Origin of the sequence: Streptomyces sp. NPDC056883, assembly GCF_042788835.1 — a bacterium.
Taxonomy (GTDB): domain Bacteria; phylum Actinomycetota; class Actinomycetes; order Streptomycetales; family Streptomycetaceae; genus Streptomyces; species Streptomyces stoeckheimensis.
Map to the genome: position 1 here is coordinate 45,888 of NZ_JBHUBS010000011.1, position 12,560 is coordinate 58,447.

Below are 12,560 nucleotides of genomic sequence, written 5' to 3' on the forward strand. Positions count from 1 at the left end.
GGTCGGCGGGGGCTGGGGCTGGAGCTGGAGCTGGAGGGTGGGGCACGCGTCCTCTAACGAGGGGCTCCATCACGGGTGTCGGGGTGGCGCGCGCGGGCGCCCGGTATCCGTCTCGCGAGGGATACGGGGGCCCGGCGGGGGCCCGGCGGAGGCCCATCAGGGCTCGGCCGGCGGTCCGGACCGGTACTCAGGTATGAGCCGATGTCACCCTTCCGGAAGAGATTCGGTTCAGCCTCGGGAGGGACGCGGACTACGGCCGCCGCCGCAAATACTCGTAGACATGAACCGCCGCCCTCTCGTCATCGCCGCCGCCACCGTGGGAGTCCTCGCCACCGCAGCCATCGCGCTGCCCAACCTCCCGCCCAACCCCCTGACCGACACGATCAACGCCCGGGTGTTCAAGGAGAAGGGCATGCGCTTCGCGACGGCCGCCGACGCTCCGACGCGTGCGGAGTCGGGGCACGGGCAGCCGGGCCACGGGAAGTCGGCGCGCGGGGAGGCGACATGGGTGCTGCCGCGCTGGGTGCCGAAGGACGCGACCGACGTGCGAATAGTGGCGCGCACCGACGGCAAGGCGCGGCTGCTCCGCTTCACGCTGGGCGCGACCCCGCTGGACGGCCCGCAGTGCTCGGCGGGCACGCCCGGCAAGCACGCCGGGACGGCGCTGGAGGCCAAGTGGTGGCCGGCGGGCACCAGGGCCGAGGAGCGGCCCGAGTGCCGCGGCGACCTCCAGTACCAGGTCACGGTGCGCGGCAAGGAGGTCTACGCCTGGACCGACGGCACCCCGTCTCCAGGAGCGGGGGCGCAGGACGGCATCCCGGTCCGGCAAGTGTCGGCCACGGCCCCCTGATCCGGGTGCGCCCGGCGGGTTCAGCGGCGTGTACGCAGCTCGCGGGCCGTCGCGAGTTCCGTGAGTCCGGCCCAGTGGGGGCGCAGCCAGTCCTCCGGTGAGGCGGCCGTGGGCAGGCCCGGCGGCAGGCTGTCGTGGAAGGCGGCGGTCTCCGGTTCGACGGCCCGGTGGTGGGTCAGGATCTGCGGTTCCCCGGAGCCCTCCGAGGCCACGGCCACGCTCCGCAGGAACATGGCATTGGCCACCAGCAGCCAGTGCGGCCGGCCCGGGTCGGCGTCGGATCCGGCGCCGTTGCCGCTCGACAGCGCCCACGGGTCCGGGGCGAGGTACCGGACCCGCCCCACGCCGGTGAACTCGGCTGCGGCCGCGCACATCGAGCACGGCTCCTGGGTGCTCCACAGCGTCGCCGCGCCCAGGTCCCAGCCCGTGCGGGCGGCCCCCAGCGCGTTCATCTCGGCGTGGGCCAGGGGTGTGCCGCGCAGCGGCCCGACGCCCGGGCCGTCCTCGTAGGCCTCGTTGCGCCCTTCGGCGACCGGCTTCCCGTCGGCGTCCGTCAGCACCGCTCCGACCGCCAAGCCCCCGGCCGCGAGCGCCTCGTAGGCGAGGGCAAGCGCCCTGCGCAGGGGCTCCGGCGCAGCCCGCCACGCCGTGTCGAAGCCATGCTCCCCGTTGATCACCCAGCCATTATCGCCACCACCTCCACCCCACCCCGGCACCACCTTCACCACCGCCCCACCGCCCCACCATCACCCCCACCTCCGGCACGCCTCTCCTCGCCACTCCGAGCACTGCCTTCGGCGGCGCCCCCCTACGCCCCACCACGGCACCGCCTTCACCACCGCCCCACCGTCCCGGACACAGCCCACATCCGCCCCACCATCACCCCGCCTTCGGCACGCCTCTCCGAGCACTGCCTCGGCAGCGCTCCCCAATACGCCGCTCCCGGCACCACCCTCGACACCGCTCCCCCTCCGGCCCTCCCCACCGCTCTCGGCATCGCTCACCTACGCCGCTCCCGACACCGCCCACCTCACCGCTCTGAGCACCACTCCCGGCACCACTCCCGGCACCACTCCCGGCACCACTCTCCTCACCGCTCTCGGCAGCACCTTCGGCAGTGCTCCCTTACGCCGCTCCCGACAGCGCCCACCTCACCCGTCCCTGCGTCACCAGGGACACCGCCGTCCTCGCCGCTCCCGCAACCACCATCGACACGCCCTCCTCACCGCTCCCGCCACACCTTCCTCAGCACTCCCGGCACCGCTCCCGCCATCGCGCTCGGCAGCGCTATCGTCGCCGCCATGGATATCCGCCCCGCACGCACCGTCGCCGAACTCCAAGCCGCAGAAGCCCTCTTCGACGGGCCCGCCCGCGCGGACTGGTCGGAGCGGTTCCTCGCCTCACCGGGGCACCTGATGCTGATCGCCTACGTCGACGGCGTACCCGTCGGCATGGTCTCCGGCATCGAGATGGTCCACCCCGACAAGGGCACCGAGATGTGCCTCTACGAGCTCTCCGTGGACGAGGCCCACCGCCGACGCGGCCTCGGCCGGGCCCTGACCGAGGCACTCGCCACCGAGGCGGAGTCCCGGGGCTGCTACGGGATGTGGGTGGGCGTCGACACCGACAACGAAGCCGCGCTGGCCACGTACGGGGCGGCCGGCGCCCACGACGAGGGGGTCTTCAGGATGCTCGGCTGGCCCGTCACCCGCTAACGGGTGCCTCGCGGATCGGGCACGGAGCAAGCGGGCACCGGCCCGGCAGGCACGGCCCGAGCGGCCGCACGGCGCCGGCCGGCGCCAAGGCGGCTCCGGCCCGGACCGTGCGGGCCGGAGCCGACCGGGCACGGACCGGGCCGGCACCGGCCGCGCCGCGGGAAACCTCCCGGCCGGTCGGCGCCCCCGGGGGCGGCGTGTCGTGGGGCCAGTCGGCGCACCCTCCGCGCGGGCGGGGCGTGCCTCGCCGAGCATCGGCGGCATGACCGCATTCACCGCGCTGCTCCCGGCCGCCGCACTGCTGGCGGCGGCCACCGCCCTGCCGCCGCACTCCGCACACGCCGCAGCCGCCGCCTCCGACGCCCCCACCGCCCCCTACGTCGTCGTCCTCAAGGACGGCGTCACGCGCGCCTCCGCGGCCGCCGCCACCCGCGCGCTCGCCGCCGAGGCCGAGGCCTCCGGCGACACCGTCGGGGACGTCTACGACACCGCCCTGAGCGGTTTCGCCGTCCGCACCACCGCCGCCCGCGCCGCCGAACTCGCCGCGGATCCCCGGGTGGCCTCCGTGGAGCCCGACGCGCTCTTCCGGATCGATGACGCCCCCGCCGTCCAGACCCCCGCGCCCTGGTCCCTGGACCGGCTCGACCAGAGCGAGTTGCCCCTCGACGGCTCGTACGCGTACCCGGCCAAGGCCGAGGGGATCACCGCGTACATCGTGGACACCGGGATCAACACCCTGCACCAGGAGTTCGGCGGCCGGGCCCGGTGGGGCGCCAACGCGGTGTTCATGGAAGGCGCCACGGACTGCAACGGCCACGGCACGCACGTCGCGGGGACCGTCGGCGGAGCCACCTACGGGGTGGCCAAGGGGGTTTCGCTCGTCGCCGTGAAGGTGGCCGACTGCCGCGGGGACGCGACCCTGTCGGCCATCACGCGGGGCATCGACTGGTTGGTGAAGGACGCCCTCAAGTCGCCCGCCACCCCGGCCGTGGCCAACATGAGCCTGGGCGGCGGCTACAGCTTCGCGCTCAACCGGGCCGTGACGCGGGCGATCGCGTCCGGGATCACCTTCGCCGTCGCTGCGGGCAACTCGGGCGAGAACGCCTGCACCGGCTCCCCCTCCGGTGTCCCGCAGGCGCTCACGGTGGGCGCGACGGACGCACTGGACCGGCGAGCCTCCTTCTCCAACCACGGTGCCTGCGTGGATCTTTCCGCCCCCGGCGTGGCCGTCACCTCCGCGTGGAAGGGCTCCGCCACGGCCCTCGCCCGCGCCTCCGGCACCTCGATGGCGTCCCCGCACGTGGCGGGCGCGGCCGCGCTGGTGCTCGCGCGGGGGCTGGCGGCCGGCGGCCCGCGCCAGACGCCGGCCCAGGTGGCCGAAGTCCTCGTACGGGACTCCGTGCGGGACCGGATCACCGCCCTGCCGGCCGGAACGCCGAACCTGTTGCTGCAGGTCCCGACCGTCAAGCAGCCCGACAAGCAGACCGAGAAGCAGACCGACACGCTGCCCGAGAAGCAGCCCGCCGAGTAGCCCGTACGGGAGCCTCCGCCGGCGGCGTCGCCCCGCCCCGGCGGACCACCCGGAGACCCCTCCCGGAGACCCCACCCGCCCCACCCGCATTGCGCTCCGGACAACAGGTATCCGCCCCTCCGTTCCACCCGGCCTGATGGCACATCAATTTCTGTGTGCTTCGGGCGAAAGCAAGTCATTGACTTCTCAATCCCGCGACGCGTCAATGTCGGCCACCGCACCGGCTCGACCTCCCCCACACAGCGGGTGGGGGGAGGGTTCGTATGACGAAGGAGTCGCGACCCAGTGAGTACAACGTTTCGACGAAGAGTTCTGGCCGGGGCTGGCGCTCTGTCCCTGGCCCTGACGGGCGCCGTGGTGGGTCTGTCGGGAACCGCGCAGGCCGCGACCAAGACGACGCCCGTCCCGATGGACTGCGTCGCGCCCGCGCCCCAGCCGGGTGGTTCGGGCACCCAGCCCTACACGATCACGCTGCCCGACGGCGCCAAGGCCGGCGACGTGGTTCCGATCACCATCGACCCGGGTCCGAGCCCGGTCGTCCCCAGCTTCTCGGTGAAGACCACGAACGTCTCCAAGATCACCCTCAAGGTCGGGTCGACCCTCCAGACGGTCGTCAGCCCGCCCGAGACGGTCGACGTGGTCGCCGGAACACCGCTCGACCCCGCCGGCTTCTCCGGAACCGTCAAGATCCCGGACGGCACCGAGGGCACCACCGTGCAGGTGGCCCTGGACCTGGCGGTGACCGACGCGAGCCTCATGGGCTCGGTCTTCACCACCACCTGCACGCCGAACCCGCGTCCGAGCGCCTCGCTCGGCTCGGTGGCCGTAGAGGCCCTGCCCAAGGACCCGATCACCACCAAGCTGACGCCCAACAGCGGCAAGGCCGGCCAGGAAGTCGTCGTCACGGGCGCCAACTTCCCGGTGGGTGCGGTCACCTGCTCCGCGCTCAAGAACGGTACGGCCACGGGTGACACGGGTACCGGCACGGCCACCGCGGCCGGCGTCGCGACCTGCAACATCATCGTCAACCAGCCTGCCGACAAGATCCGGATCGACGGCGCGGTCCCGCCGTACAAGGACTACTCCTTCATCGTCGAGCAGCCCGGTGTGCAGAACCCGGTCGACGTGGAGGTCCTGCCCGGCCCGCTGGCCATCGGCCCGCAGGCGGGCAACCCCGCCGTCAGCTTCGGTTCGGTCACCATCAACGGCAAGTCCCAGTCGGTCGTCGGCCAGTTCACCGCGATGGCCGTCCAGGACTTCCGCGGCGGGACCCTCGGCTGGGACGTCTCGGCGACCCGGACCCCGTTCCTGAACTCGGTCACCGGACACTCCATGGCCACGGCGCAGATCGGCATCCAGCCGACCTGCAAGGTGACCAACCCGGCCAGCCCGAGCGCCTGCACCGTCGGTGCGCCCGGTGCGATCTCCGACGTCCCGCTGAAGGTCGCCTCGGCGGCCGCGGGCGGTGACAACCTGACCGGCGGCGAGTTCGAGATCGGCGGAGCCGGAATGATCCAGCTCCCGCCGTTCATGTTCGCGGACAGCTACCAGTCGGTCGTCACCTTCTCGATCGCCTGACCCGTACGACCCCGCTCCACCCTTCCGCGCATCCCCCTCCCCCGCTGAACCCCACCAGCGATCCCCTTCCCCGTCCGGCCCGACTGGAGAACCGCCCATGCGCACCCGCACCCTCCTCCTCGGCCTGCTCCTCGGCCTCGCCGCCCTGCTGCTCCCGGCCCTTCCCGCGACGGCCGCGGACAACGGCACCTGGGGCGTCTTCCCGACACCCCCGGCCGGTGCGGCGATGACGGACCGGGCGTACTTCTTCCACCAGGGCGAGGCCGGCACCACCATCAGCGACAGCGCGACGATCGTGAACTCCTCCGACAAGGAGCTGACGTTCCAGATCTTCGCCACCGACGCCGTCAACACCCCGGTGGGCGGCGGGTTCGCGCTGCTGCCGGTGGAGACGAAGCCCAAGGACGTGGGCACGTGGGTCGTGCTGCCGCCCGAGGCGAAGACCACCGTCACCGTGCCGCCCAAGGGCCGCAAGGACTTCCCGTTCTCCGTGAAGGTCCCGGCGGACGCGACGCCCGGTGACCACGTGGGCGGGATCGTCGCCCTCAACACCGAGGTGGAGGGCATCCAGCAGGAGGGCAAGGTCCAGGTCGGAGTGAAGCGCCAGGTCGGCGCCCGGCTGTACTTCCGGGTGCCGGGGCCGGTGACCCCGGGGCTGAGCGTGGAGGACGTGAAGGTCAGCAGGGCGGCGCCGCTGCTGCCCTGGGTCAAGGACGCCCGCGCCAAGATCACGTACTCCCTGGTCAACCGGGGCAACGTGGTCGTCGAGCCGAAGGTGACGGTCTCCGCCGAGGGGCTGTTCGGCCGCCGGGTGCTCGACCGGTCGTCCCGTGAGCTGAAGCTCGTCCTGCTGCCGGGCCAGCGGATCGAACTGACCGAGGAGTGGGCGGACGCACCCCAGTCGGACTGGGTCACCGTCGACATCACCGCAGGCGCCTCCGCCTACCCCGACCTCGTCTCCTCTTCCACTACGGGGTTCCTCGCCGTGCCGTGGACCGCACTCGGCGCCCTCCTGGTGCTGGCCGGCGCCGCCATCGCCGCCCGGGTGCTGCGCCGGCGCCGCCGGGCCGCCGCCGAACGGCCGGAACCGGCACCGGACTTGGCTGAAGCGCGCTGATCGGCAAAGGTGTCCCCAGGTGACGGCATCCGGCCATCGCCGGGTAGGCAACGGCGCCGGGGGGCACCACACATGGCACGACAGCACGGCGAAGCGGGGCCCGGCCGGCCGGCGCACGGAACCGTCCCCGCAGGTACGCCGGCGGACGCCGGCACGGCGGGGATCGGACTGCTGACCCTCGTCGAGCGGACGCTGGGCACCGGCACCGCGGTGTACGTCCCGGGGGACGGCTGGATCCGGCTCACGCTCCCGCTCGACGACGGCGGTCCGGCCCCGGTCGCGGTGGACGTGGTCGCGGACACCCGGCGGACCCCGCACGGGATCGCGTACCTCCTGCCGGGCGCCGGACTGAACTTCGGCTCCGCCTTCTTCACACCGTCCGACCTGAACCTCGCCCACCGGCTGCGCCGCGAGGGCCTGCTCGTCGTCGGCGTCACCCCGCGCGCGGACGCCGCGGCCGCGGAGGACATCGGCCCCGACTGGGGCCTCGCGGCGCACCGCCGGGATCTGGCCGCGGTCGTGGAGGCGCTGGACGGGGCGCTCGGGCTGCCGTACCAGTACGTCGGCCACTCCGCCGGGGCCCTGCTCGCCCTGGACGCGGCCGCGCACGACGACTCGCCCCGCCTGACCCGGGTGGTGGCGCTGGACACGACCGGCCCCTACTCCGGCGACCTGGCCGTACGGGCGGCCCAGACCCGGGACGCGTACGAGGCCCTGATCGAGCGGGGCGCGTACGCGACGGACCCGGGCCTGGCGGCGCTGTTCGCCCGGGCCGTCACCGACCCGGCGGGCTCCTCGGAGGTCCCCTGGCCCCCGGACCCCGGGCTCCGCTTCACCCACGCCGGGCTCGCCCACTTCGTGCTGGTCCGCACCGCCCTGCTGCCCGGCCCGGCGGACTGGATCCACACCCAGGGCCACGCCGCGGGCTCGTACGCCTTCGGAGCCACCCCGGCCGGGGACCGCTTCGGCCTCACCCACGCCACGCTGGCGACCTGGCACGCGGCCACCGCCGGCCTGGGCAGCGGGCTGATCCCGAACGCGCTGGCACGGGACCTGGCGGCGATCTGGGCGGGCGACGAGAAGACGTACGCGATCGACTGGGGGGCGATCTCCGCCGAGGTGGTGTGGATCAACACCGAGCTGGGCCGCGGCGACCACACCCGCGGGCCCCGGCTGATCCGGGCCGGCGGCAACCGGCGGGTCCGCTTCACCGTCGTCCCGGGCTACGGGCACGGCGACCCCGTCTGGTCGCAGACGGCGGCGGCGGACGTCTGGTCACTGCTCTGAGCCGAGCCGCTCCCGGCCGGGGGGGCGGCCCGGAAACGGGCTCGCCCCCCGCGGTGAGGGTTGCGGGGGGCGAGCAGTCCTACGACGCGGTCCTACGACACGGTCACGCGGTCATGCGGTCATCAGTGGTTGCGCGGGAATCCCAGGTCGACACCGGCCGGGGCGTCCGACGGGTCGGGCCAGCGGGTCGTGACGACCTTGCCCCGGGTGTAGAACTGGATGCCGTCGTTGCCGTAGATGTGCAGGTCGCCGAAGAGCGAGTCCTTCCAGCCACCGAAGGAGTGGTAGCCCACCGGCACCGGGATCGGCACGTTGACGCCGACCATGCCCGCCTCGATCTCCAGCTGGAACCGGCGGGCGGCGCCGCCGTCACGGGTGAAGATGGCGGTGCCGTTGCCGAACGGCGAGGCGTTCATGAGCGCCACGCCCTCCTCGTAGGTGTCGACGCGCAGCACGCACAGCACCGGGCCGAAGATCTCGTCGCGGTAGGCGTCGGAGTCGGTCTTGACGTTGTCCAGCAGCGAGAGGCCGATCCAGTGGCCGTTCTCGTTGCCCTCCACCGTGTAGCCGGTGCCGTCCAGGACCACGTCGGCGCCCTGCGCGGCCGCGCCCGTCACGTACGAGGCGACCTTGTCGCGGTGGGCCGCGGTGATCAGCGGGCCCATCTCGGAGGTCGGGTCGTTGCCGGGGCCGATCTTGATCTTCTCGGCGCGCTCGCGGATCTTGTCCACGAGGGCGTCGCCGATGGAGCCGACGGCCACGACCGCGGAGATGGCCATGCAGCGCTCGCCGGCCGAGCCGTAGGCCGCCGAGACCGCGGCGTCGGCGGCGGCGTCCAGGTCGGCGTCCGGCAGCACCAGCATGTGGTTCTTGGCGCCGCCCAGGGCCTGGACGCGCTTGCCGTTGGCGGAGGCGGTGGCGTGGATGTGGCGGGCGATCGGGGTCGAGCCCACGAAGGAGACGGCCGCGACGTCGGGGTGCGCGAGGAGCGCGTCGACGGCGACCTTGTCACCGTGGACGACGTTGAGGACGCCCGCCGGCAGGCCGGCCTGGCTCGCCAGCTGCGCCAGCAGCGTGGAGGCCGAGGGGTCCTTCTCGCTCGGCTTGAGGATGAAGGTGTTGCCGCAGGCCACGGCCAGCGGGAACATCCACATCGGCACCATCGCCGGGAAGTTGAACGGGGTGATGCCCGCGACGACGCCGATCGGCTGGCGGATCGAGGAGACGTCCACGCGGCTGGACACCGAGGTGGACAGCTCGCCCTTGAGCTGCACGGTGATCCCGCAGGCCAGCTCGACGATCTCCAGGCCGCGGGCGACCTCGCCCAGCGCGTCGGAGTGCACCTTGCCGTGCTCGGCGACGATCAGGTCGGCGATCGCGTCGCGGTTGGCGTCCAGCAGGGCGCGGTAGGCGAACAGCACCTTGGTGCGGGCGGCCAGCGAGGACTGCCCCCAGGACAGGAACGCCTCCTTGGCGACCCGTACCGCCGCGTCGACCTCGTCGGCGGACGCGAGGGCGACCTGCGTGGTGACCTCGCCGGTGGCCGGGTCGGTGACCGGGCCGTAGTTGCCCGACGCGCCCTCGACGGTCTTGCCACCGATCCAGTGGTTGACGGTCTTCATGCCTAACTCCTTCACAGATGGCGACGTCGCTGCGCGGCTTGCCGGTCGTACTCTTCTCGGGCCAGGGCCGCCGACGCACGGGTCGCGGTCTCGGCCACAGGGACATCCCACCACGCCTGTGCGGGGGGCGGGCCCGACACAGTGTCGGGTGTTCGGGTCTGCACGTAGACACATGTGGGACGGTCCGCATCCCGCGCCTCCGCGAGGGCTTTGCGCAGGTCACCGATGGTGCGGGGGCGGATGACGGCCATCCCGAGGGAGGCCGCGTTGGCCGCCAGGTCCAGCGGCAGCGGCGCACCGCCGTACGCGCCGTCCTCCGCCCGGAAGCGGTAGGCGGTACCGAACCCCTCGGCGCCCACCGCCTCCGAGAGGCCGCCGATCGAGGCGTATCCGTGGTTGTCCAGGATCACCAGCCTGACCGGGATCCCCTCCTGCACGGCGGTGACGATCTCGGTCGGGTTCATCAGGTACGTCCCGTCGCCGACCAGCGCCCACACCGGCCGGCCGGGGGCGGCCAGCGCGGTGCCGATCGCGGCGGGGATCTCGTAGCCCATGCAGGAGTACCCGTATTCGACGTGGTACTGGTCCGCGGAGCGGGCCCGCCAGAGCTTGTGCAGGTCCCCGGGGAGCGAACCGGCGGCATTGATCAGGATGTCGTCACCGTCGACGAGGCCGTCCAGCAGACCCAGCACCTGTGCCTGCGTCGGGACGGAGTCCTCGTCGGGAGCCGCGTAGGCCCCGTCGACCAGCCGCTCCCACGCCCTCTTCCCTTCTTTGTACGCCGCCTCGTACGGGGGGTCCACCCGGTACCCGGCGACCTCCGCCCGGAGTTCCTCCAGGCCCGCCCGCGCATCGCAGACCAGGGGGCGGGCGGCGAGTTTGTGGGCGTCGTACGGGTCGAGGTTGAGCCCGAGGAACCGCACGCCGGGGTGCTGGAAGAGCGTCGCGGAGGCGGTGGTGAAATCGGTGAGCCGGGTCCCGGCGGCGATCACCACATCGGCTTCGCGGGCCAGCGCGTCGGCGGTGGCCGTGCCGGTGTGCCCGATCCCGCCCACGTCGGCGGGGTGGTCCCACGGCAGGGCCCCCTTGCCCGCCTGGGTGGAGGCCACCGGGATCCCGGTGGCCTCGGCGAACTCCGCCAGCGCCGCGCCCGCGGCGCTGTGCCGGATCCCGCCGCCGGCGATGATCAGCGGCCGCGCGGCGCCCCGTACGGCCCGGGCGGCGGCCGCGAGCTCGGTGCGGTCGGGCCGGGGGCGGCGTACGCCCCACACCCGCTCGGCGAAGAACTCCTCCGGCCAGTCGTACGCCTCGGCCTGTACGTCCTGCGGCAGCGCGAGGGTGACGGCGCCGGTGCTCACCGGGTCGGTGAGGACCCGTACGGCGTGCAGCGCGGCGGGGATCAGGGCTTCGGGACGGGTGACGCGGTCGAAGTACCGGGACACCGGCCGCAGGGTGTCGTTGACGGAGACATCACCCGCATGGGGGACCTCCAGCTGCTGGAGCACGGGGTCTGCGGGCCGGGTCGCGAAGGCGTCCCCGGGCAGCAGGAGCACCGGGATCCGGTTGATGGTGGCGAGGGCGGCCCCGGTGACGAGGTTGGTGGCGCCCGGGCCGATGGAGGTGGTGACGGCGTGCGCGGACAGCCGCCCGCTCTGCCGCGCGTACCCGACGGCGGCGTGCACCATGGCCTGCTCGTTGCGGCCCTGCAGGAACGGCATCTCCCCGCGGCCGCTCTCCAGCAGCGCCTGGCCGATCCCGGCGACGTTCCCGTGGCCGAAGATCCCCCAGGTGGCGGCGATCAGCCTGCGGCGGCGTCCGTCGCGCTCGGTGTACTGCCGGGTGAGGAAGCGGACGAGGGCCTGCGCGACGGTGAGCCGGACGGTGTGTGTCATGCGGGGTCCTCCGCTCGGTCGTGGAAGGGCAGCCGGGGGTCGATGTCCTGGTCGGTCCAGGTGGAGCGGATCCACCCGTGGTCGGGGTGGTCCCGGATGAGCCACTCCCGGGTCGCGCCGGGTCCCGCCATGACGTTGAGGTAGTACATGTCGTGGCCGGGCGCGGCGATGGAGGGACCGTGCCAGCCGTCCGGGATGAGGACCGCGTCACCGGTCCTCACCTCGGTGAGGATGTCGGTCTTCCCCGCCGGGGACGGGCTGACACGCTGATAGCCGAGGCCGGGCGTGTTCCCGTGCGGGGCGATCTCGAAGTAGTAGATCTCCTCCAGCCGGGATTCCTCGCCGGGGTGGTGCTCGTCGTGCTTGTGGGGCGGGTACGAGGACCAGTTGCCGCCGGGGGTGAGGACCTCCACGGCGATGAGGCGGTCGCAGTCGAAGACGCCGGCGGCGGCGAAGTTGTTGACCTGGCGGGAGCACTGCCCGCTTCCGCGGAGCTCTACGGGGACCTCGGCGGCGGGCCCGTACCGGGCGGGGAGGCGGCGATCGCAGCGCGCGCCGACGAGGGCGAACCGGCCGCCTGCGCCCGACCGGATCTCGGCGCTCCCGTCCCGGGGCAGGTAGGCGAAGTCGGTGGGACCGTCGAACACCCCGCGCCGCCCCCGAAGCCGGAACCCCTGCGCTCCGCTCCCGGGGCCCTGCCCCGGACCCCGCTCCTCAAACGCCGGAGGGGCTGAATTGTGGCCGGGGGCGGCCTGGTTGTGGGGCGCGTCAGGGTGCGTGTGCGGGCCTGTGGGGGGCGGTGGCGCGGAGGGTCGACGATTCAGCCTCGCCGGCGTTTGAGGCGCGGGGTCCGGGGCGGAGCCCCGGGGTGGGGGGCCGGGGGGGGGGGCCCCCCCTTCTGTGAAAGGAGGGGGGGGGGGGAGGGCCCCGCCACCAAACCCCCACCCCCCCCCCCCACAGAAAAAAAA

General features: G+C 73.6%; 10 protein-coding genes. 6 read left to right on the forward strand and 4 right to left on the reverse strand.

The window, feature by feature from the left end:
* Positions 1–280 precede the first annotated feature (280 nt).
* Positions 281–850, forward strand: coding sequence for a hypothetical protein (locus ACFRU2_RS25155; protein WP_382975865.1), 570 nt, complete (start codon positions 281–283; stop codon positions 848–850).
* Between the two features lie 20 nt (positions 851–870).
* Here ACFRU2_RS25155 and ACFRU2_RS25160 read toward each other — a convergent pair whose 3' ends face one another.
* Positions 871–1,527, reverse strand: coding sequence for a nucleoside deaminase (locus ACFRU2_RS25160; protein ID WP_382975868.1), 657 nt, complete (start codon positions 1,525–1,527; stop codon positions 871–873).
* A gap of 624 nt (positions 1,528–2,151) precedes the next feature.
* On the opposite strand from ACFRU2_RS25160, the gene ACFRU2_RS25165 reads away from it, so the two are divergent.
* From ACFRU2_RS25165 to ACFRU2_RS25185, 5 genes are all read left to right on the forward strand, one after another.
* Positions 2,152–2,565 (forward strand): GNAT family N-acetyltransferase, encoded by a 414-nt coding sequence (locus tag ACFRU2_RS25165; protein WP_382975871.1) that lies wholly within the window; start codon positions 2,152–2,154, stop codon positions 2,563–2,565.
* A 262-nt stretch (positions 2,566–2,827) separates the two neighbouring features.
* Complete coding sequence (locus tag ACFRU2_RS25170) at positions 2,828–4,096, forward strand: S8 family peptidase (RefSeq protein WP_382975874.1); 1,269 nt, start codon at positions 2,828–2,830, stop codon at positions 4,094–4,096.
* 285 nt (positions 4,097–4,381) lie between these two features.
* Entirely contained in the window at positions 4,382–5,674 is a 1,293-nt protein-coding gene (locus tag ACFRU2_RS25175) for a hypothetical protein (protein WP_382975876.1), read from the forward strand.
* Between the two features lie 97 nt (positions 5,675–5,771).
* Positions 5,772–6,791, forward strand: a complete 1,020-nt coding sequence (locus ACFRU2_RS25180; protein ID WP_382975879.1) for a WxL protein peptidoglycan domain-containing protein — start codon at positions 5,772–5,774, stop codon at positions 6,789–6,791.
* Between the two features lie 72 nt (positions 6,792–6,863).
* Positions 6,864–8,078, forward strand: a complete 1,215-nt coding sequence (locus tag ACFRU2_RS25185) for a hypothetical protein (protein WP_382975882.1) — start codon at positions 6,864–6,866, stop codon at positions 8,076–8,078.
* Positions 8,079–8,200: 122 nt separating this feature from the next.
* Here ACFRU2_RS25185 and ACFRU2_RS25190 read toward each other — a convergent pair whose 3' ends face one another.
* The 3 genes from ACFRU2_RS25190 to iolB are packed head-to-tail and all read right to left on the reverse strand — an operon-like array spanning position 8,201 to position 12,416.
* A complete protein-coding gene (locus ACFRU2_RS25190; protein ID WP_382975885.1) occupies positions 8,201–9,700 on the reverse strand; it encodes a CoA-acylating methylmalonate-semialdehyde dehydrogenase in 1,500 nt (499 codons plus the stop codon).
* Positions 9,701–9,711: 11 nt separating this feature from the next.
* On the reverse strand, positions 9,712–11,592 hold the full coding sequence (gene iolD, locus ACFRU2_RS25195) for a 3D-(3,5/4)-trihydroxycyclohexane-1,2-dione acylhydrolase (decyclizing) (protein WP_382975888.1): 1,881 nt from the start codon (positions 11,590–11,592) through the stop codon (positions 9,712–9,714).
* Positions 11,589–12,416 (reverse strand): 5-deoxy-glucuronate isomerase, encoded by an 828-nt coding sequence (iolB, locus tag ACFRU2_RS25200; protein ID WP_382976355.1) that lies wholly within the window; start codon positions 12,414–12,416, stop codon positions 11,589–11,591. Before iolB ends, iolD begins: the two co-directional genes overlap by 4 nt.
* Positions 12,417–12,560: the final 144 nt, after the last annotated feature.